At 74.6% G+C, this 20,423-nt stretch carries 19 protein-coding genes and 1 riboswitch; of the genes, 3 read left to right on the forward strand and 16 right to left on the reverse strand.

What is annotated here, in order from left to right:
• Positions 1–46: 46 nt before the first annotated feature.
• The 8 genes from cobF to AC3EVP_RS33560 all read right to left on the reverse strand — a co-directional run bounded on the left by cobF (position 47) and on the right by AC3EVP_RS33560 (position 8,171).
• Entirely contained in the window at positions 47–838 is a 792-nt protein-coding gene (gene cobF, locus AC3EVP_RS33525; protein ID WP_435136634.1) for a precorrin-6A synthase (deacetylating), read from the reverse strand.
• Between the two features lie 386 nt (positions 839–1,224).
• Positions 1,225–2,040 (reverse strand): DUF1684 domain-containing protein, encoded by an 816-nt coding sequence (locus AC3EVP_RS33530; protein ID WP_335979574.1) that lies wholly within the window; start codon positions 2,038–2,040, stop codon positions 1,225–1,227.
• A gap of 52 nt (positions 2,041–2,092) precedes the next feature.
• Complete coding sequence (locus AC3EVP_RS33535; protein ID WP_435136637.1) at positions 2,093–2,788, reverse strand: flavin reductase family protein; 696 nt, start codon at positions 2,786–2,788, stop codon at positions 2,093–2,095.
• Positions 2,785–3,918, reverse strand: a complete 1,134-nt coding sequence (locus tag AC3EVP_RS33540; protein WP_435136640.1) for an LLM class flavin-dependent oxidoreductase — start codon at positions 3,916–3,918, stop codon at positions 2,785–2,787. The genes AC3EVP_RS33535 and AC3EVP_RS33540 overlap by 4 nt, the downstream gene beginning before the upstream one ends.
• 12 nt (positions 3,919–3,930) lie before the next feature.
• Complete coding sequence (locus tag AC3EVP_RS33545; protein ID WP_335979568.1) at positions 3,931–5,052, reverse strand: LLM class flavin-dependent oxidoreductase; 1,122 nt, start codon at positions 5,050–5,052, stop codon at positions 3,931–3,933.
• A complete protein-coding gene (locus AC3EVP_RS33550; RefSeq protein ID WP_435136644.1) occupies positions 5,049–6,488 on the reverse strand; it encodes an NtaA/DmoA family FMN-dependent monooxygenase in 1,440 nt (479 codons plus the stop codon). Before AC3EVP_RS33550 ends, AC3EVP_RS33545 begins: the two co-directional genes overlap by 4 nt.
• 35 nt (positions 6,489–6,523) lie before the next feature.
• Entirely contained in the window at positions 6,524–7,729 is a 1,206-nt protein-coding gene (locus tag AC3EVP_RS33555; RefSeq protein WP_435136647.1) for an LLM class flavin-dependent oxidoreductase, read from the reverse strand.
• A gap of 298 nt (positions 7,730–8,027) precedes the next feature.
• Positions 8,028–8,171, reverse strand: a complete 144-nt coding sequence (locus AC3EVP_RS33560) for a putative leader peptide (protein WP_335979562.1) — start codon at positions 8,169–8,171, stop codon at positions 8,028–8,030.
• A 36-nt stretch (positions 8,172–8,207) separates the two neighbouring features.
• Positions 8,208–8,322, reverse strand: a riboswitch (SAM riboswitch).
• Positions 8,323–8,894: 572 nt separating this feature from the next.
• Between AC3EVP_RS33560 and AC3EVP_RS33565 the strand changes: the two genes are divergently transcribed.
• The 3 genes from AC3EVP_RS33565 (at position 8,895) to AC3EVP_RS33575 (ending at position 11,918) form a co-directional block, all read left to right on the forward strand.
• On the forward strand, positions 8,895–10,052 hold the full coding sequence (locus tag AC3EVP_RS33565; protein WP_435136650.1) for an amino acid ABC transporter permease: 1,158 nt from the start codon (positions 8,895–8,897) through the stop codon (positions 10,050–10,052).
• Positions 10,049–10,822 (forward strand): amino acid ABC transporter ATP-binding protein, encoded by a 774-nt coding sequence (locus AC3EVP_RS33570; RefSeq protein WP_435136653.1) that lies wholly within the window; start codon positions 10,049–10,051, stop codon positions 10,820–10,822. Before AC3EVP_RS33565 ends, AC3EVP_RS33570 begins: the two co-directional genes overlap by 4 nt.
• Before the next feature lie 103 nt (positions 10,823–10,925).
• A complete protein-coding gene (locus AC3EVP_RS33575) occupies positions 10,926–11,918 on the forward strand; it encodes an ABC transporter substrate-binding protein (protein WP_435136656.1) in 993 nt (330 codons plus the stop codon).
• Between the two features lie 12 nt (positions 11,919–11,930).
• Here the strand turns inward: AC3EVP_RS33575 and AC3EVP_RS33580 are convergent, their stop codons facing one another.
• The 8 genes from AC3EVP_RS33580 to AC3EVP_RS33615 form a co-directional block, all read right to left on the reverse strand.
• Positions 11,931–12,782 carry an SMP-30/gluconolactonase/LRE family protein gene (locus AC3EVP_RS33580; protein WP_435136659.1) on the reverse strand — a complete coding sequence of 284 codons (852 nt, stop codon included), beginning with the start codon at positions 12,780–12,782 and terminating at the stop codon, positions 11,931–11,933.
• Positions 12,783–12,833: 51 nt separating this feature from the next.
• Positions 12,834–13,694, reverse strand: a complete 861-nt coding sequence (locus AC3EVP_RS33585) for a fumarylacetoacetate hydrolase family protein (protein WP_435136662.1) — start codon at positions 13,692–13,694, stop codon at positions 12,834–12,836.
• A 130-nt stretch (positions 13,695–13,824) separates the two neighbouring features.
• The gene (locus tag AC3EVP_RS33590; RefSeq protein ID WP_435136665.1) at positions 13,825–14,889 is read right to left on the reverse strand and encodes a hydroxyacid dehydrogenase; all 1,065 of its coding nucleotides are present in this window, start codon (positions 14,887–14,889) and stop codon (positions 13,825–13,827) included.
• On the reverse strand, positions 14,873–15,868 hold the full coding sequence (locus tag AC3EVP_RS33595) for a dihydrodipicolinate synthase family protein (RefSeq protein ID WP_435136722.1): 996 nt from the start codon (positions 15,866–15,868) through the stop codon (positions 14,873–14,875). The genes AC3EVP_RS33590 and AC3EVP_RS33595 overlap by 17 nt, the downstream gene beginning before the upstream one ends.
• Positions 15,869–16,018: 150 nt before the next feature.
• Complete coding sequence (locus tag AC3EVP_RS33600) at positions 16,019–17,152, reverse strand: NAD-dependent epimerase/dehydratase family protein (RefSeq protein WP_435136668.1); 1,134 nt, start codon at positions 17,150–17,152, stop codon at positions 16,019–16,021.
• 8 nt (positions 17,153–17,160) lie between these two features.
• A complete protein-coding gene (locus tag AC3EVP_RS33605; protein ID WP_335979546.1) occupies positions 17,161–18,075 on the reverse strand; it encodes a carbohydrate ABC transporter permease in 915 nt (304 codons plus the stop codon).
• Positions 18,076–18,077: 2 nt separating this feature from the next.
• Positions 18,078–18,989 (reverse strand): carbohydrate ABC transporter permease, encoded by a 912-nt coding sequence (locus AC3EVP_RS33610; protein WP_335979544.1) that lies wholly within the window; start codon positions 18,987–18,989, stop codon positions 18,078–18,080.
• Between the two features lie 95 nt (positions 18,990–19,084).
• Positions 19,085–20,341, reverse strand: coding sequence for an extracellular solute-binding protein (locus AC3EVP_RS33615; protein WP_435136672.1), 1,257 nt, complete (start codon positions 20,339–20,341; stop codon positions 19,085–19,087).
• Positions 20,342–20,423 lie beyond the last annotated feature (82 nt).

Consider the following 20,423-nt stretch of genomic DNA (forward strand, 5'->3'; position numbering starts at 1 on the left):
GCGGGTCGGGGGGCGAGGGCCCGCCGGTCCGCGGCCGGGCGCCGGGTCACGGCCGGGTGCGGCGCAGCAGGTAGGTGTCCATGATCCAGCCGTGCCGGGCGCGGGCCTGCGCCCGGACCTCCCGGATGCGGTCGGCGACCTCGGCGAGCGGGCCGGCGACCAGGATCTCGTCCGGGGTGCCGAGGTAGGCGCCCCAGTAGATCCAGACGCCGTCGCCCTCGACCTGGGTGAAGGACTCGTGGGCGTCGAGCATCACGACCACGTCGCTGTCCACGCCGCCCTCCTGTCCGGGGAAGATCTCCGGGAGGCGGCGCGCGGGGGTGATGTGGACGGGCCGGCCGACCTGGTTCAGGCCGATCCGGTGCCGGGCGGCCAGCGCGGAGACGCTGCTGATGCCGGGCACCACCTCGACGTCGAAGGCGACGGTGCCGCGGGCGGCGATCTCGTCGAGCATGCTGAGCGTGCCGTCGTAGAGCGCCGGGTCGCCCCAGACGAGGAAGGCGCCCGCCTGGCCGGGCGCCAACTCGTCGCGGATCAGCTGCTCGCAGGCGTCGGCGCGCTTGGTCCGCCAGTCGTGTACGGCGGCGGTGTACGCGCCGCGCCCGGCGGCCGCCCGGTCGCGCGGCGGGTCTTCCGTCTCCACGATCCGGTGCGGCCGATCGGAGTGCTCCTCGATCACGGCCCGCCGGAAGTCCGTCAGGGACGCCTTGACCGGCCCCTTCCCGATCAGGAAGAAGACGTCGGCGCGGCGGATGGCGCGCACCGCGCCAAGCGTCAGGTGGTCGGGGTCGCCGGCTCCGATGCCGATGACGAGGAGGTGGCGCTGCTCCGTGCTCATCTGCGGGCTATCCAGGTGGTCGGTGGAGAAACCGCTGGTCCGCGGCAACCGCGCGCCCGCCGGGGGCGCGCTGCACGAAGCGTACGCTGCGCCGCGCCGCGCCCGTCAGCGGGCCGTGGCGTCCCAGGCCGTGCCGGACACATCCCGCCTGCCCGGCGGGGCCCGGCACGCACGCTCCCCCTGCCTCCGGCGGGAGGCGCCCCCAGCGTTGCCGGTCGTCGGCGCGGCCCGCCGCGCTCTGTTCCCCAGCGCTTCGCCTGGGCTATCCCTTTCCTCCGCCGTGCGATCGGGGGGCCTCACGCCGGAGGCCACGGGGGATGGTGCGTGCCGGGCCCCCGCCCGTGGGGCGGGACGAGACTACGGGTCAGGCACGGTCCGGCCGCCCGTCACCGCCCGGCCGGGGTCTTCTCGCCGGCCTCGATCGGCACCGGCAGGTGGTTCTCGGCCGGCGGCAGCGGGCAGGTGGCCAGGTCGGTGTAGGCGCAGGGGAGGTTGGCGGCCCGGTTGAAGTCGATCAGGACGGTGCCGTCGGCGTCGGGCGCGGCCAGCGACAGGGAGCGGTTGGCGGCGTAGGTGGTGACCCCGGAGGTGGCGTCGGTGAACAGCACCAGCAGGCTGCCGGGGGTGCGGCCGTTGAACGCGGTGAGCCGGTGGGTGGTGCCGTCGAGCTCGAACTCGACCTCGCCGGGGGCGTCGTAGACGTGCTGGAGGCCCTCGACGGCGGCGCCGACGGTCGTCGGGCGCGGGGCGTCGAACGGCAGGTAGCGGCCGGTGCGGGCCCAGCGCGGGTCGGGGGCGTAGGCGGGGGTGCCGGTGAAGTCGCGCAGCAGGGCGTTGTCGGGGTGGCGGGGGCGGAGGATGTCGTGGCCGCCGCGCTTGGCGATCTCGATGACGGCGTCCCCGGCGGTGGGGAAGAGCCCGTCGCGTTCGGCGATCACGCCGAACGCGTGGCGGCCGCGCAGGACCTGGCCGTCGAGGGTCAGCTCCTCGCCGTCGGCGAGGTCGACCACCACGCCGTCCTCGGTGGCCGACCAGGCGCCGGGCGCGTCGGGGAAGCGGGTGGGCGTGGCGTCGAGCCAGCGCAGGCTGGTGACGGCGAGGAAGCCGTGCGGGTCGGCGAGGACCCGTTCGTGCGCGGTGTGCCACTCCTCCCACTGGCGGGTGAAGGTCTCCTGCGCGGTCGCTTCGGCTTGTACGGTCATGGCGCTCCGTTCGGGGGTCGGGCGGGCCCGGGCGAGCCGGGCCGGGGTCGGTTCAGCGGTGGTCGGAGTTCTCGCGGTCGGCGGCCTGTTCGAGGCGGCGGAACCGGCTGGAGTGGAAGACGAGCGGCGTGACCGCGTGGTCGGCGTCCAGCGCGTGCACCCGCAGCAGCACGATGTCGTGGTCGCCGGCCCGGACCAGCTGCTCGACGGAGCAGTCGAACCAGGCGCTGCCGCGGTCCAGCAGCACCGCGCCGTCGGCGGTGGCGTGCCAGTCCAGCCCGGCGAACCGGTCGGCGCCGCGGGCGGCGAGCTGCGCGCAGTCGCGTTCCTGGTCGGCGCCGAGCACGGTGACGCCGAGCCGGGCGCGGCCGGCCAGCGCCGGCCACGTGGTGGAGGTGTGCGCCACGCACACCGACAGCAGCGGCGGGTCGAGGGAGACGGAGGTGAAGGAGTTGGCCGCCATGCCGGTGGGCACCCCGTCGACCAGCGCGGCTATCGCGGTCACGCCGGTGGGGAACGCGCCGAACACCCGGCGCAGTTCGGTGGCGGAGAGCGCCTCCTCCCCGGTGGGCAGCCGGCGCTGCGGCCGGTCGGGGTGCGGCGGCCGGGCGGCGGTGTCGTCGCGGTGCGCGGGGTCGTCGAGGTGGACGGGGTCGTCGCGGTGGACGGCGGCGGGCGGGCGGGCCGACTGGCAGGCGCCGCGCCCGTCGTGCCGCTCGTCCCTGCGCTGCGCCCTGGTCGTCGTCATCGTCGCGTCCACTCCTCGGCCAGCAGCTGGTACGAGCGGACCCGGTCCGCGTGATCGTGGGTGATGGTGGTGATCAGCAGTTCGTCGGCGCCGGTGGCGTCTCGCAGCGTCTCCAGCTGGTCGGCGACCTGCCGCGCCGTCCCGACGAACTGCGTCTCGACCCGGTCGGCGACCAGGTCCCGGTCCTCGTCGCTCCAGGCGAGGGCGCGGGCCTGCTCGGGGGTGGGGAAGCGGATGGCGCCCGCGCCGGTGCGGATGCTGCGCACCCACGGGCCGTAGCCGGTGGCCAGCTCCCGCGCGGTGCCCTCGTCCGCGGCCACCACGACGTCGGCGGACACGCTCACATACGGCCGGTCCAGCTCCGCCGACGGCACGAACGCCGCCCGGTAGCCCTCGGCGGCCTCCAGTACGGTGGCCGGGCTGACGTGGTAGTTCGCCGCGAACCGCAGCCCGTGGGCGCCGGCGGTCTGGGCGCTGATCCCGGCGCTGCTGCCGAGTATCCACACCTGGAGGTCGGCGCCCTCGCCGGGCACGACGTGGGCGGCGGTGCCGTCCTCGGTGGCGTAGTCGCCGCCGAGCAGCGCGAGGATGTCCGCGATCTGCTCGTCGTAGGGCTGCGGCTGGGCTCCGGGCAGGGTCATCAGGCGCTGGTGCAGGGCGAAGCGGGGCGAGGTGAGCAGCTTCTCGGGGGCGAACCGGGCCGGGATGCGCAGGCCGTTCGGGGTGCGGCCGTCGACGACGGGCGTGGTGGCGGTGAGCGCGGGCTGCCGGCCGGCCGCGGGCGGGACCGGCCCGCCGGAGCGGCCCAGGCCCAGGTCGAAGCGGCCGGGGTGCAGCGCGTCGAGCAGCCCGAACTCCTCGACGGTGGACAGCGCGGTGCGGTGTCCGAGCTGCACCGCGCCCGACCCGAGCCGGATGGTGGAGGTGGCGGCCGCGGTCAGGGCGAGCACCACCGCCGGGGAGGTGCCGGCGACCCCGGGGTTGAGGTGGTGCTCGGCGAACCAGTGGCGGGTGTAGCCGAGTTGTTCGGCCTGCCGGGCGAGGTCGATGCTGTTGCGCAGGGCCTGGCCGGCGCTGGAGCCGGTGGAGATCGGCACCAGGTCCAGGACGGCGAGCGGGGTGGGGGCCACGGATGCTCCTTGTCAGGCGGCCGCGGACGGGGCCGCGGCGGGGTCGGACGTCGGCGCGGAGGGGTCGGGCGCGGCCGGGGCGCCGACCGGGCCCCAGGGCCACGGCGGGTCGGGGATGTCCCGGCGCAGGGTCGGCGCGATGTCCGACTGGAACAGCGCGAGCGCGTCGCGGTGCTGGGTGTCGGTGAGGCCGTCCGCGTCGGCGTGCAGGTGGAGCACGCTGTGGCCGAACTGCTCGTGGTAGCGGTGGACCTTGTCGATGATCTGCTGCGGGCTGCCGATCAGCGCCGAGCTGCGCGCGACGAAGTCCTCCAGGGTCGGGAAGACCGGTTCCAGGCCGAGCCGCTTGGAGAACGCGAGCCGGCCCTCGAAGACGGGGCGGTAGGCGGCCAGGGCCTCCTGCGAGGTGCGCGCGGCGTAGTAGCCGGCGCTGCCCGCGCCCACGGTGGCGAGCGCCGGGTCGTGGCCGTAGTGCGCCCACCGCTCCCGGTAGTAGCGCACCAACTCGGCGTAGGGCTCGATGGGGTTGGTGACGTTGGCGGAGAACAGCGGGTCGCCGTAGCGGGCGGCGAGGTCGACCGACTCGCGGCTGGTGGCGCTGCCGTGCCAGACCCGGATCGGCTGCTGGAACGGCCGCGGCCACACCTCGGCCTCCTCCAGGGCGGGCCGGAACCGCGGGCGGGCGGTGGTGCGGTCCTGCCGCCACAGGGTGCGGAACAGCTCGTAGCTCTCGGCGTTGCGGTCCCACTGGTCGTCGGTGGTGACGTGGAACAGCTCGCGCTGGGCGGAGCCGTTGCCCTTGCCGACGATCAGCTCCAGCCGGCCGTCGGAGAGGTGGTCGAGGGTGGCGTAGTCCTCGTAGGCCCGTACCGGGTCGAGCAGGCTGAGCGTGGTGACCGCGGTGAACAGCCGGATGCGGGAGGTGAGGGCGGCGAGGTGGCTGAGCACCACCGGCGGCGCCGAGGAGATGAACGGCCGTTCGTGGCGCTCCCCGACACCGAAGCCGTCGAAACCCAGCTCCTCGGCGAGCAGGGCGTTGTCGACGACTTCCTGGAACCGGGCGCGGGTGGACTTGCGCTCACCGGTGACGGGGTGGGGCGCGTGGACGATCAGGGTGATGGCGAGGAACTTCACGACGCGGCCCTCACCTCACCGGCCGCGGCCGGTGCTCCGGCGCGGGCCGGGCCCGGGCGGTCGGGGTGGGCCAGGCCCAGGTGGTCGCGCAGGGTCTCGCCCTCGTACTCGGTGCGGAAGACGCCGCGCTCCTGGAGCAGCGGCACCACGGTGTCCGCGAACTCGTCGAGGCCGCCCGGGGTGAGGTGGGGCGCGAGGATGAAGCCGTCGCTGGCGTCGGCCTGGACGAACGCGTCGAGCTGAGCGGCGACGTGCTCGGCGGTGCCGACGAAGGACTGCCGCCCGGTCAGTTCGATCACCAGGTCCCGGATGGAGAGCTTGCGTTCCTCGGCGACGGCCCGCCAGCGGGCGGCGGTCTGCGCGCGGTCGTCGCGGTGGGCGTCGGCGCGGCCGCGGCCGATCGGCTCGGCGTCGGTCAGCGGCTCGACGTCCGGCAGCGGGCCCTCCGGGTCGTAGGCGCTCAGGTCGCGGTTCCACAGCCGCTCCAGGAAGGCGGTCGCGGTGGCCCCGCTGACCTGCTGGCGGCGGATCACCCGCGACTTCTCCTCGGCGTCGGCCGCGCTGTCGCCGAGGACGAAGCTCACGCCGGGCAGGATCAGCAGTTCCTCGGCGGTGCGGCCGTACTTCGGGAGGCGGCCCTTGACGTCGGCGTAGAACGCCTTGCCCGCCTCCAGGGTGCCGTGCCGGGTGAAGATCGCGTCGGCGGCGGAGGCGGCGAACTCCCGGCCCTGCTCGGAGTCGCCGGCCTGGAAGACCACCGGGTGGCCCTGCGGGCCGCGCGGCACGTTGAAGTGGCCGCGGATGTCGAACTGGGTGGTGCGGTGGTCGAACCGGCCGGGTCCCGGCGCCCGCAGGAAGGCGCCGCCCGCCCGGTCCGCTATGACCTCGCCGCCCGGCCAGGAGTCCAGCAACTCCCGTACGGCGGTGAGGAACTGGCGGGCCCGCTCGTAGCGGTCGGGCTGGGCGAGGTAGCCGCCGCGGCGGAAGTTCTCGCCGGTGAAGGCGTCCCAGGAGGTGACCACGTTCCAGGCGGCGCGGCCGCCCGAGAGGTGGTCGAGCGACGCGAACTGCCGGGCCACCTCGTAGGGTTCGTTGAAGGTGGAGTTGATGGTGCCGGCCAGGCCCAGCCGGTCGGTGACGGCGGCGAGCGCGGCGAGTACCGTGAAGGTGTCGGGGCGGCCGACGACGTCCAGGTCGTGGATGAGGCCGCCCTGTTCGCGCAGCCGCAGCCCCTCGGCCAGGAACAGGAAGTCGAACTTCGCCCGTTCCGCGGTGCGCGCCAGGTGGACGAAGGAGCTGAAGTCAATCTGGCTGCCGGCGGCCGGGTCGCTCCACACGGTGGTGTTGTTGACGCCGGGGAAGTGCGCGGCGAGGTGGATCTGCTTGCGCGGCTTGCCATTGCTGCCGGGTGTGCCGGTCCGGTCGGTGCTGCTCATGCGGGGTCTGCCTCCTGGGGCTTCGCGCGGGTCGCTCAGGCGGGGGCGTAGCGGTTGGCCGGGCGGGGCAGGCCGAGCAGCCCGCGCAGCGTGTCGGCCTGGTACGACTCGCGGAAGGCGCCGCGGCGCTGGAGTTCGGGCACCAGGTCGCGGCTGACGCGGGCCAGGTCGTAGGGCAGCGTCGCGGGGCGCAGCCGGAAGCCGGTCAGCCCGGTGGCGGCGAACTCCAGCAGCAGGTCAGCGAGTTCGGCGGCGGTGCCGGTGAAGACCAGGGCGTCACTGGCGTAGGGCGCGTCCAGTTCGGCGTCCAGCCGGGCGCGGCGCTCGGCGGCCCGGCCGGGCTCCTCGTCGAGGAAGACCACCAGGTCCGCGAAGACGTGCACGGTCTGGCCGCCCCGCCCGGCCTCCTCCTGCGCCTGGCGGATCTCGCCGACGACCGCGGCCGCCTGCCCGATGCCGTGCGGGGTGGTGAAGCCGAGGTCGGCGGAGGAGGCGACCAGGCGGAAGGGCTCGGTGCGGTGCGCGAGCGCTGCCACCAGCGGCTGGCCCTGCGGCGGGCGCGGGGTGATGGAGGGCCCCTTGACGCTGAAGTGCGGTCCCTCGAAGTCGATGTAGTGCAGCTTGTCGCGGTCGATGAAGCGGCCGGTGGCCACGTCGCGGATCTCCGCGTCGTCCTCCCAGCTGTCCCACAGCCGCCGCACCACCTCGACGTAGTCGGCGGCCTCGCCGAACAGTTCGGCCAGCAGCGCCCTGCCGTCCGGGGTGTCCAGCGCGTCGAGCGACAGCCCGGGCAGGGTGCGGCGGCCGAAGTGCGCGGCCTCGTCGGGCCGGGCGGACACCCGCACCTGGACCCCGGCGCGGCCGGTGCTGACGTAGTCGAGGGTGGCGATCGCCTTCGACAGGTGGAACGGCTCGGTGTGGGTGACCACCGCGACCGGCAGCAGGCCGATGTGCCGGGTCAGCGGTGCGATCCGGGCGGCGGTCAGCACCGCGTCCAGCCGGCCGCGCACCTGGTCGGTCCGCTCGTCGGGGCCGGTGGGCAGGGACGACTGGAGGCCGAGGGAGTCCTCGATGGTGAGCAGGTCCAGCAGGCCGCGTTCGGCCTCGGCGGCCAGGTCGGCCCAGTAGCGCGCGGTGAACAGCTCGGCCGGCCGCGCGTCGGGCTCGCGCCAGGCGGCGGGGTGCCAGCCGGCGCCGTCGAGGGCGACCGCGAGGTGGAGGGGGGTGGTGGATCGGGACATGGACGTACCGCTTCCTGCTCGGACGGGCCGCGGGCGAACGGCCGGGGCATGGAGGTCGGGGTGTGGACGGATCGGGGTGCGTACGGATCGGAGTGCGTACGGGATCGGGTGCCTACGGGGGGCGCCGGGCCGCAGGTCCCCTCCGCACGCGGCGGACCGGCGGCCGCGGGGCCGGCGGCGGGCAGGCCGGAGGGAACCGGACGGGCCCGCACCGGGAACGGCGTCGTCCCCGGGTGGGCCGGCGGAAGGACGGAGGATGCGCGCAGGGCGCCAGGGTGAAGCGGGGGGTGGAGCGGGCTCAGCCGGCGGTACGCGGCAGCCGGGCCGTCGGTGTGCCCGGACACAGGGCGCCGGCGACGCGCTGGAGGTCGATGTGGCGGCGCGAGTACGTGACGAGGCCGGGTACGCCGGGGGGCGTCGACTGCTCGCTGTCGCCGCGCACTTCGCACCTCCCGCCTCGATCGGCCCACGCCTGCCGAGCTCGCGCTTGCCGAGCCGCCGTCGGCTCCGCCGGGTCGTCACCTGGAGCACCCCACCGCGACGGAGGGTTGCCGGTCAGCCGGCCAGGGCCTTGGTTGCTGACGCTCATGACCTGCAAGCACGGTAACTCGGTGCCGTGTTCGAACACAATCCCCCCTCGCCGGACGCGATCCGCGCCACATCCGGCGGGCGCCGAGGGGGATTGCCCGGCCGCCGCCCTGCGGTTAACGTGCTGAGGGCACGGGCCCGGTGTCACGCGGCCCGCCACGACCGGTGTCCGCGGTCGTACCACCGGCCGTCAGGCCCGGCGCCCACAGCGCCGAAGACAGCGAGGGGACGGGCATGGACGCAGACCGACGCGGCCTGGCGCAGTGTCCCCGCGGCTTCGCCCGGACCCGGGTGGTCCGGCGCCATGTCGACCTGCTCCGCGTGTGCAGCGCCCTGTGTCCGGGGACGCCCGCGGCCCGCTGACGGCCCGCCGCCGTTCCTTCCGCACCTCCCGCACCTCCCGCTTTCCCACCGCCGCGCCATCGGTGCCGCGGCTCACTCCCCGGCGTGCGCGGCCGGCTGAACTCCCGCCCGCCCCTGCCCTCCTCCCCGGTGGCCCCGCCCGGCCGGCCGGCCCCGCGCGGGGCCGCCATGCCCGGATGCCGCCGCGCTCCCCGACGAGACGGGAACCCCGACGATGCCCCAGCACGACACCTCCGGGCCGGTCACCGCCGCCCCCGGCCACCCGCCGCCCCCGCCCGACCCGACCGCGCCCGGCAAACCCGCGGACGCGGGCCGGCCGGCGTCCGACCGGCCCACCACGTCCGACCGGCCCACCACGTCCGCGTCCGGTCAGCCCGCTGCGCCGAAGGCCGACCGGCCGCCGTCCCCGGAGGTCCGCGCGCTGGACGTCCGCCCGGCCGACGCCTCGCTGCTCGCCGCCCGGATCGTGCCGCTGCGGCGGCCGGGGCAGTGGCTCTCGGCGGCGGTGCTGCTGGTGCTCTTCGCGATGCTCGTCCACACCCTGGCCACCAACCCGCGCTTCCAATGGCACGTGGTCGGCCACTACTTCCTCAGCTCCTCGATCCTGCACGGCCTCGAGCTGACCCTCTGGCTGACCGGCGCGGTGATGGCCAGCGGCTACCTGCTGGGGGTCGGCGTCGCCGCGATGCGGCTGTCGCGCAACCCCGTGCTGCGCGCGCTGAGCTTCGGCTACGTCTGGCTGGTGCGCTCGGTCCCGCCGCTCGTCCAACTGCTCTTCTGGTACGAACTGGCCTCGCTGTACCCGCGGTTGTCGGTGGGGGTGCCGTTCGGGCCGCAGTTCGCGGGCGTCTCGACCGCGCACCTGTTCAGCGGGGTGCTGGCCGCCTACGTCGGGCTGACGCTGGACGTGGCCGCGTTCTCCTCGGAGATCGTCCGCGGCGGCATCCTGTCGGTCGACCGCGGGCAGCGCGAGGCGGCGCGGGCGCTGGGGCTGGGCGAGGGGCGGATCTTCCGCCGGATCGTGCTGCCGCAGGCCATGCCCGCGATCATCCCCGCCTCCGGCAACCTGCTGATCGGCATGCTGAAGGCGACCTCGATCGTCAGCGTCATCGCGGTCCAGGACCTGCTGTACTCCAGCCAGTTGATCTACAACCAGAACTTCCTGATCATGCCGCTGCTGCTGGTCGCCACCCTCTGGTACGTCATCCTGACCACGCTGCTGTCGGTCGGCCAGTACTACGTCGAGCGGCACTACGCGCGCGGCAGCGGGCGGCCCGGCGACCGTACCGCGCGCGGCTTCTGGCAGGTGGCCCGCGCGAACGTACCGCTGTTCGGGCCGGCCGGCGCCTCCACCGCGGCGGGGCTGTCATGAGCGCCGGCGGGCGGCCGCTGGTGCGGGTGCGCGGCCTGCGCAAGAGCTACGGCGCGCACACCGTGCTGGACGGTGTGGACCTCGACGTGCGCGAGGGCGAGGTCACGGTGCTGCTCGGGCCGTCCGGGTCCGGGAAGTCGACGCTGCTGCGCTGCGTGAACCACCTGGAGCGGCCGGACGGCGGGTTCGTGGAGATCGGCGGCGAACTGGTCGGCTACCGGCACGACGGCGGGCGGCTGCACGAGCTGCGGGCGCGCGCGGTCACCCGGCAGCGGGCGGACGTCGGCATGGTCTTCCAGCAGTTCAACCTCTTCCCGCACCTGACGGTGCTCGGCAACCTCGTCGAGGCACCGGTGGCGGTGCGCGGCGTCCCCCGCAAGCAGGCCGCCGCCCGGGCGCGCGAACTGCTCGAACGGGTGGGCCTGGCGGGCCGGGAGGACTCCTATCCCCGGCAGTTGTCCGGCGGCCAGCAGCAGCGGGTGGCGATCGCCCGCGCGCTGGCGATGGACCCGCGGCTGCTGCTCTTCGACGAGCCGACCAGCGCGCTCGACCCCGAACTCGTGGGCGAGGTGCTGGCGGTGATCCAGGACCTGGCGGTCAGCGGTATGACGATGATCGTCGTCACCCACGAGATCGGCTTCGCCCGCAAGGCCGCCGACACCGTGGTCTTCCTCGACGGCGGACGGATCATCGAATCCGGCGCCCCCGCCGACGTGTTGAGCGCGCCACGGCACGAACGCGCCCGCTCCTTCCTCGCCGCGGTCCTCTGACTCTTCCGCCCGCACCCCGCCCGCACCCTGCCTGCTCCCCCGCGGCCCCCTGCTGCCGCGCACCCGCCGGCGCTCTTCGCCGGTCTCCCCGAAAGGCACTCCCGTGACCACCGAACGCCGTTCCCACCGCCGCTCCGTGAGACTCGCCGCCACCGCCGCCGCCACCGCGGCCGCCCTCGCGCTGCTCGCCGCCTGCGGCGGCTCCTCCGGCGACTCCGCCGGCACCTCCTCCGACGCGGGCGCCAAACCCGCTGCCAGCGGCGGAAGTTCGACCGCGATCCCCACCCAGGACGTGGTCTCCGCCGTCACCGCCGACCCGAAGCTCACCGCCGAACTGCCCGCCAAGGTCCGCGCCAGCGGCACCCTGACGCTCGGCACCACCCTCCAGCCGGGCGTGCAGGGCCTGCCGCACGCCGGCCAGGACAACGGCAAGGACGTCGGCCTGGACGTGGACCTGCGCAACGCCGTCGCCAAGGTGCTCGGCGTCACCTGGAAGGTGCAGAACGGCACCTTCCCCACGATCATCCCCGGTGTGCAGAACGGCCGTTACGACGTCGGCCAGGACAACTTCGGCGCCACCAAGGAACGCGAGAAGGTGGTCGACTTCGCGACCTACCTCAACGACGGGCAGGCGTTCCTCGGTTCGCGCACCGTCTCCCTCACGTCGGTGAAGAAGCTCACCGACCTGTGCGGCCTGACCGTCGCCACCTCGCCCGGCTCGACCTTCCAGCAGATCCTCACCGACGGTGCCGGCGACTGCGCGAAGGCCGGCAAGAAGCCGTACAAGGTGCAGTACTTCGCCGATAGCGCGCCGATCTTCCTCGGCCTGGCCAACGGCAAGGTCGATGTGATGTTCGGCCCGACCCTCGGCCTGAAGTACGACGCGACCCGGATCGCGGGCACCAGGTTCCTCGGCCAGATCAGCACCACCGCCGTAGGCTTCGTCACCGCCCGCAACTCGCCGATCGCCCCGGCGCTGCGCGACGCGGTGAACAAGCTGATCGCCGACGGCACCTACGCGAAGATCTTCGCCAAGTGGGGGCTGCCCGGCACCGGCATCACCAAGTCCGAGCTGAACCCGGCCACGACCTTCTGACCCGGGGCCCGCTCAGCGGCTCACGCCGTCCCAGGCGGGCAGGGGCGCGCCCCGCGCACCCGGGCGCACCGCGAACAGGCCGCCGTCGGGCCCGCCCGCGCTGATCAGCAGCGTGTCGAGGCCGGGCCCGGCGAAGGCCGCGCTCGACGGGTGCGCCACGGGGACCCGTACGGTCGCCAGGTGCCGGGCGTCGGGCGCGTGGCAGCGCACCTCGCCGGCGCCCCACACCGCGAGCCACAGGTTGCCGTCGCGGTCGGTGCACAGCCCGTCCGGCAGCCCGCCGCGCACCGCGAGGAAGTCCCTGCGCGGCCCGGCCCGGCCGGTCACCGGGTCGTAGCCGCGGACCCGGACCAGTCCGGCGCCGGTGTCCACGCTGTACATGAGCGTGCCGTCGGGCGACCAGGCCAGGCCGTTGGAGCAGGTGAGGTCGGTGTCCAGGGGGCGGGGGCGGCCGTCGCCCGCGAGCCGGACCAGGATGTCCGCGCCGCGGCGGCCGTCGAGCGCGGTCGAGCCGACCAGGAAGCGCCCGGTCGGGTCGCAGCCGCCGTCGTTCAGCCGGGCCGGGGCGCCCTGCGGCAGCACCCGGGCGCCGGCCCGGCGGGTGCCGTCGGGCAGCAGCACCGTCAGGCCGTACCGGCCCGCGACCAGCAGGCGGCCGTCGGCGGCGCAGGCCACCGCGGCGGCCGGGCCCGGGAGGCGGTGCCTGCGCACCACCTCCGCCCGGCCGGGCCGCAGCCGCCCCTCGTGGACCAGTCCGGCGTCGATGTCCACCCACAGCAGCCGTTCGCGCGGGCCGTCCCAGACCGGACCCTCGGCGAGCCGGAAGCCGCCGGTGCGCACCGGCCGGGCGTCGAAGGTCAGCACCGCGCGGTCACCGGGCGGCCGCCGCGCCGGTCCGGGCCGCGTCGGGCGCGCTCAGGCATCGGCGCACACCGAGCGGTGCCGGCCGAGGCCGTCGATCTCCATCTCGACCACGTCGTCGGCGGACAGGTAGGGGAAGCGGCCGGAGAGCGCGACGCCCTCGGGGGTGCCGGTGTCGATCAGGTCGCCCGGCTCCAGGACCAGGTACTGGGACAGGTGCCGGACGATCTCGGCGACGCCGAAGATCATGTCGGCGGTCGAGGAGTCCTGCCGGGGCTCGCCGTTGACCCAGGAGCGCAGCCGCAGCGCCTGCGGGTCGGGCACCTCGTCGGCGGTCAGCAGCCAGGGGCCGAGCGGGTGGAAGGTCTCGCAGCTCTTGCCCTTGGCCCACTGGCCGCCGGGGGTGCCGAGCTGGAAGGCCCGCTCGGAGACGTCGTCGCCCAGCGCGTAGCCGGCGACGTACGCCAGCGGGTCGTCGTCCGCGGCGAGGTAGCGGGCGCGGCGGCCGATCACCACGGTCAGCTCCACCTCCCAGTCGGTCTGCCGCGAGCCGCGCGGGATGAGCACGGTGTCCTGCGGGCCGACCACGGTGTTGGGGCTCTTGTGGAAGAGGATCGGCTCGGTGGGCGGTTCGGCGCCCGACTCGCGGGCGTGGGCGGCGTAGTTCTGGCCGATGCACAGCACCGCGCCGGGCCGGGCGACGGGCGCGCCGACGCGCAGCCCGGCGAGGTCGGCGGCCGGGAGTTCGGGCAGCGCGCCCGCGGCCAGCGCGTCCCGGGCCCGCGCGGGGCCGTCGGCGGCGAAGAAGGCGGGGTCGATGTCGGGGGTCAGGCCGGACAGGTCATACGTCCGGCCGTCGGCGGTGCCGAGCACGGGGCGCTCGCCGCCGGCCGGTCCCAGGCGCATCAGGCGCATTGGTGTTCTCTCCTCGTGCGGGTGATGCGGGTGCGCATCGGGGTGCGGGCAGGGGTACGGGTGCGGGCGGGTGTACGGGGGCGCGGGGACGAACGGCGGGAGCGGGTGCCGGCCGGTGCGGGGCGTACGGCTACTCGACGCGTGCCAGCGCGTCGCGGTCCACCGCGTGCCGCAACTCCTCGCCCCGCAGGTGCCGTTCGACCTCGGCCACGGTGCTGTCGCCCAGCGCGTGCCGCCCCTCGACGGTCGCCGCGGCCTGATGGGGCGTCAGCAGCACGTTGGGCAGGGCGCGCAGCGGGTGGCCGGTGGGCAGCGGTTCGTCGTCGTAGACGTCGAGGGCCGCGTCGATCCGGCCGGTGCGCAGTTCGGCCAGCAGCGCGGCCTCGTCCACCAGCCAGGACCTGGCGGTGTTGACCAGCCCGGCGCCGTCGGGGAGCAGGGCCAGCTCCCTGCGGCCGAGCAGGTGCCGGGTCTCGGCGAGCGCGGGCGCGTGCACCGCGGTGATCCGGCTGCCGGCCAGCACCTGGTCCAGCCCGGCCACCCGCACCCCGAGCGCGTGCGCGTCCGCCGGGTCGAGATACGGGTCGGCCACTGTCACCTCGGCGCCGAGCGCCCGGACCAGGGCGATGTACGCGCGGCCGGTGCGGGAGGCGCCGATCACGCCCACCGGACAGCCGAGGATCTGGTGGCGCTCGGGCGCCGCCTCGGCCTGCTCCCAGGGCGCGCCGGAGCGCAGCGCGTGGTCGAAGCGGTGGACGCGGTGCAGCAGGGCGAGGGTGAAGGCGAGGGCGACCTCGGCTACCGGCCGGGCCATGGCGGCGCCGGCCTGGGTGACGCGCACCCCGCGGGCGAACACCTCCCGGGTGACATACGGGCTCACCGCTCCCCCGGTGTGCGCCACCAGCCCCAACCGGGGTGCGCCCGCGAGCAGTTCGGCGTCGAGCCGGGCGGTGCCCCAGCCGGTGACGAGCACGTCGGCCGCGCGCAGGGCGGCCGCCAGCTCCGCCCGGTCGCCGGGGTGTTCGAGGAGCACGACCTCGGCCAGTGCGGTCAGCCGCTCCCAGGACGCGCCGGTGAACAGCTGCCGCCGCAGCGCCTGCCCCACCGCGACGACGACCACCGCCCGCCCGCCCCGCGCCGGCTCCCCGCCGGCGAGGGGAGGTCGGGGGCCGCCGGGGTCAGGAGAGCCAGGCATCGCGGTGCTCCGCCACGAAGGCGTCGTCGGTCAGCCAGGGGTAGGCGGCGGCGACGCGGGCGATCTCCTCGGCCTGGCGCGGGGAGAGCCGTTCGGCGGGGTCGAGGCACCAGGTGCCGGCCAGCAGGCCCTGGCGGCGCAGGACTTCGTGGACGCCGGGGATGCAGCCGCGGAAGGCGTTGCGGACGTCGAAGACCGCCGCGTTGGCCTCGCTGAGCTGCGGGGCCCGGCGCAGCAGGTCGGTCATGAGGTCCTGGTCGCCGGCGCGGGCCGCGCGGACCTCGGCCAGCATCCGCACGGCGCCGCGGGTCCACACCGCCCACTGCCCGAGCAGCCCGCCGGCGAACCAGCGCAGTTCACCGCCGGAGGTGCGGTAGGGGGTGAGCAGGTCGTGGAGGATCGCGTCGTCGTTGCCGGTGTACAGGGCGACCTGCCCGGCGCGGTCGCTCGCGGCGACGGCGGCGATCACCTCGGCGGTGCGGTAGCGGTCGAAGGGCGCGGCCTTGATCGCCACCACGGAGGGGATCTCCGCGAACGCCCGCCAGAAGCCGGCCGACAGGTAGCGGCCCCCGACGGCCTCCTGGAGGTAGAAGCCGACCACGGGCAGCACCTGGCCGACGGCGCGGGCCCGCTCCAGCAGCCCGGCCTCGTCGGCGCCGGGCACCGCGGGGCTCAACAGCACCGCGTCGTAGCCGAGTTCGGCGGCGAGTTCGGCCTCGGCGACGGCCTGCGCGGTGTAGCCGCAGGCGCCCGCGATCTTCACCACGGGGCGGCCGGACTCCTTGTCGGCGGTCTCCGCGGCGAGTTCGAGCACCGGGCGGAGCAGGCCGACGGCGGCGTCCCTGATCTCGAACTGGGTGGTGTGCACGCCGACGGCGATGCCGCCGGCGCCCGAGGCCAGGTAGTAGCGGGTCAGGGCGCGCTGGCGCCGTTCGTCCAGCCGGCGTTCGGCGGTGAGGGCCAGCGGGTGGGCGGGTATGACGGTGCCGGCGGCGAGCAGGTCGAGCGGGCTCGCCCCGCCCGGTGCGCTGCCGGGAGCGTCGTCCGGGGTGCGGCCGGAAACGCTTGCGGGGGCGCCGTCGGTGCCGGTGGGGGCGGCGGTGCCGGGGGTGCGGGTGGACACGGTGGGTCAGAACCTTCCGTCGCGGACATGGAACTTGGTGGGCCGGCCCGACAGCGGCAGCCCGCGCCGAATCCACTCGGCCTGCCAGCCGACGAGGGTGCGCAGCGGCACCGGCGGATAGCCGAACAGGGCGTGGCAGCGGCTCGCGTCGGACAGCAGGGCCGTGCCGGATTCCTGACCCGTCGTCAAGGATGCCTGTTCCAGGGCGGTTTCGCTGCCCGGGCCGCCGCCAGTAGTGCCCGCCCGGCCGAACTCCTCGGCGAACAGGTGCGCCAGCCGCCGTACGGACGCGGTCTCCGGGCCGGTGAGGTTGAGGGTGAAGGCTTCGGCGTCGGCGTGCAGCAGCGCGCGCAGCGCGACCTCGTTGGCGTACCCCTGCCAGACCACGTTGGCGTGGCCGGTGGTGACGTCGACCGGCTCGCCCGCGTGCACGGTGGCGGCGATGTCGGCGAGCACCCCGTACCGCAGGTCGATCGCGTAGTTGAGCCGGAGCAGCGCGACGCGGGTGCCGTGTTCGGCGGCGTGGTGGCCGAAGACGCGTTCGCGGCCCAGGCAGGACATGGCGTACTCGCCGACCGGGCCAACGGGGTCGGTCTCGGCGGACCCGGCGGAGGCGGTGTCGACCAGCGGGTAGACGTTGCCGGTGGAGAAGGCGGCGATGCGCGCGTCCCGGTAGCGGCGGGCGATCCGGTCCGGCAGGGCGGCGTTGACCGCCCAGGCGTGCGCGGGGTTGCCCGCGGAGCCGAACTTGGCGCCGACCATGAAGACCGCGTTGCCCGCGTCGGGCAGTTCGGCCGGGTCGCCGTCGAGCAGGTCGAACGCGACCGGGCGGACGCCCTCGGCGGCGAGCGCGTCGGCCGCCTTCCGGTCCGACCAGCGGGACACGGCGTGCACCGCGAGGTCGCCGCGGCCCGCGGCGTCCAGCGCGCGGCGGGCCAGCCGGCACAGGCTGGGGCCCATCTTGCCGCCCGCGCCGAGGACGACCAGGTCGCCGTCGAGGCGGGCGAGGTCGGCCACCAGGGCGGGTGACGGCGTGGCGAGCAGGTCTTCGAGCTGCTGCTCGTCCTCCGGGAAGCCGGCGGGGGACGGGGAGGCGCTCGGGGAGGCGCTCGGAGAGGTGCTCGGGGAGGTGTGAGGCATGTGCGTGGTCATCCTTTGACGGCCGAACCGGTGACGCCCTCGGTGAAGTACCGCTGGCCGGCCAGGTAGGCGGCGAAGATGGGGACGAAGGCGATCACCGAACCGGCGAGCACCTGGCTGAGCGGCACCTGCTGCTGTTGCAGCGACGCGATGCCGACGGTGAGGGTGCGCATGTCGCTGCTCTGGCCCATGACCAGCGGCCACAGGAAGTCGTTCCAGTGCCACAGGAAGACGAACGTGCCGAGCGTGGCGAGGATCGGCTTGAGCAGCGGCAGCACGATGCTGACGAAGATCCGCAGTTCGCTGCACCCGTCCAGCCGGGCCGCCTCGAACATCTCGTCGGGCAGGTCCCTGATGAACTGCCGCATCAGGAAGACCGCCTGGGCGTTGGCGAGGGTGGGGACGATCAGGCCCCAGTAGGTGTCCACGCCGCCGAGCTTCGCCATCATGATGAAGGTCGGGATCATCGTGACGTGGTAGGGCACCATGACCATCGACAGGAACGACCAGAACATGGTCTCCCGGCCGCGGAACCGCTTCTTGGCGAAGGCGTACCCGGCCAGCGAGGACAGCACCAGCACCCCGACCACCGACACCACCGAGTAGACGACGGTGTTCAGCAGCCAGCGCGGCACGTCCTGGGCGTCGAGCACCGCGCTGTAGGAGGAGCCGGACAGGTGCCAGGGCAGCAGGCTGCCGGGCAGCGACACCGCGGCGCCGGGCTTCAGCGACAGCACCAGCATCGCGTAGAAGGGGAAGACCGTCGCCACGGAGGCGACCGCGAGCAGCACCCCGCGGACGATCCGCCCGGCGGCGGTGGGTTGCAGCGCGCGGGGCACGGTGTCGCGCTCGCGGGTGCGGGTGGCCCGGCGGGGCCGGTCGGCCCGGCGGAGCCGGGCGGCGCGCACGGTCGCGTTCGCCATGGTCACTTCTCCTTTCCGAGCACCAGCCGCTGCACGAGCGCCACGACCACGGTCATCACGAACAGCACGCAGCCGAGCGCGCTGGCGTAGCCGAGGTCGCTGTACTTGAAGCCGGCGTCGTAGAGCTGGTACACGAGGCTGTAGCTGGCGTTGGCCGGGCCGCCGCCGGTCATCACGTAGATGGCGTCGAAGATCTGGAAGCTGTTGGTGGTCTCGATCACCGCGAGGAAGAAGAACGCCGGCTTCAGCTGCGGGGCGACGATGTAGCGGAAGCGCTGGAACGGCCCGGCGCCGTCCATCAGCGCGGCTTCCTCCAACTCCCTCGGTACGTCCTGGAGTCGGGCGAGCAGGATGAGCATGCCGTAGCCGCAGCGGGACCAGATGCCGACCAGGGCGATCGCGGGCAGCACCAGCGCGGAGTCGGTCAGCCAGGACTGGTCGGGCAGCCCGAGCAGGCCCATCAGGTCCGACCAGGGGCCCTTGGTGGAGAAGATCCAGATGAAGACGGTGGAGGCCAGGATGAGGCTGGTGACCACCGGCAGGAAGAAGATCGACCGGAACAGCCGCGAGCCGCGGAAGGCCCGCCGGGTCAGCAGCGCGAGCCCGAGCGAGGCGAGGATGGTGAAGGGCACGGCGATCACGCTGTAGACGACGGTCACCCGCAGCGAGGACCAGAACAGCGGGTCGTGCACCATCCGCTGGAAGTTCTGGAGCCCGGTGAAGTGGGTGGTGTCGCCGATGGTGTAGTCGGTGAAGCCGAGCACCAGCCCGGCGACGCCCGGGCCGAACCGGAAGGCCAGGAAGAGCAGGAAGCAGGGCAGCACGAACAGCAGCCCGATCCGGGCCTCCCGGCGCGCGTGCGGTCCGCGTCGGTTCTTCTGCGGGCGGGTGGTACGTTCCGCGACTGCGGCCACGGGACCTCCTTCGGAAAGCGGCGGGTGCTGCCGGGCGGGCCGCCCACCGGGGGCGGGCGGCCCGCAGCCGTACGGGCGGTGGGCGGCGGGGGCGGTCAGCGCTTGCGGGCGATCAGCTGGTCGGCGGCCTGCGCCGCGTCGTCCAGCGCCTTCTGCGGGGTGGTCTTGCCGAGCAGCGCGGCCTGGATCTGCGGGGCGAGCAGGCCCATCACGTCACGCGCGGCCTTGTTGAGCGGCCCGACGTCGGTGCTGCCGAGCACCTTCTCGGTGGCCTGCTGGATGGCGTCGCCGGGGTAGAGCGCGGTGGCGTCGGTGCGCGGCGAGAAGTAGCCGCCCGGCGTCTGGAGCCCGGCGGAGTTCTTCGGCTGGGACACGTAGGAGATCCACTTGCCGGACAGCTCCTGGTTGGCGCCCTTGAAGACCGCGAGGGTGCCGACGGTGCCGTACGCCACGGACTTGGCGGCGGTCAGCGCCGGGCCGACCTCGATGTTCTCCTTGCCCCAGAACGGCTCGACCTCGGCAGCGGTGTTCTGCCAGGTACAGGCGACCTTGTTCTTGGCGAGGTCGGTCTGCTCGATCTGCGGGGTGGTGGTGACCAGGTCCTTGGGCGTCCAGCCGTTGTCCACGAAGGTCTTCAGCCAGGTGAGGGCCTTGACGCCGGCCGCGCTGTTGAAGGCGGCCTTCTTGCCGTCGGCGGAGAAGACGTCCCCGCCGGCCTGCCACAGCAGCGGGTAGAAGGTCATGTTGAGGGTGGCGGTGGTGTCGCCGCTGTAGCTGGTGGCGTAGAAGCCCTTGGCCTTCAGCTTCGGGGCGAGCGCGGCGAGCTGGTCCCAGGTGGTCGGCGCGGTCGTCTCGCCGACGGCGTCCAGGACCTTCTTGTCGCACAGCAGCGGGTAGCTGGACATCAGCACCGGCGCGGCGTACGCCTGCCCGTCGACGGTGACCGCCTTGAGCGCGGCCGGGCGGTAGGCGGCCTTGTCCGCGGCGGACATCCACTTGGCCGCCGGGATCAGGTTGCGCTGGTAGGCGGAGAGCTGGTCGGGGATCAGGTAGGCGACGTCGGGGCCCTTGCCGGCGGCGATCGCGGTGGCCAGCGCGGTGTCGCGGTTGGCCCACGGGTAGGTGGAGACCTTGACGGTCACCCCCGGGTTCTCCTTCTCGAAGCCCTTGACCAGGCCGTCCCAGTAGGCGGAGTTCGCCTTCGCGTCATTGATCACCGGGTAGACCCAGGTGTTGATCGTCTTCTTCGAGCTGGACCCGGAGCCGGTGCCGGAGCCGCAGCCGGCGACGGCGGTGGCGGTCAGGGCGGCGGCGACGGAGAGGGCGAAGGCTGCGGTGTTACGGCGTCTCACGGTGGTTCTCGCTTTCCGGGCGTGGAGCGGGCGTTGGCGGTCGTACGGGCGCGGGCGGGGCGGGCGGGGTCGGCTGGGCGGG

It is taken from the genome of Actinacidiphila sp. bgisy144, assembly GCF_057708105.1.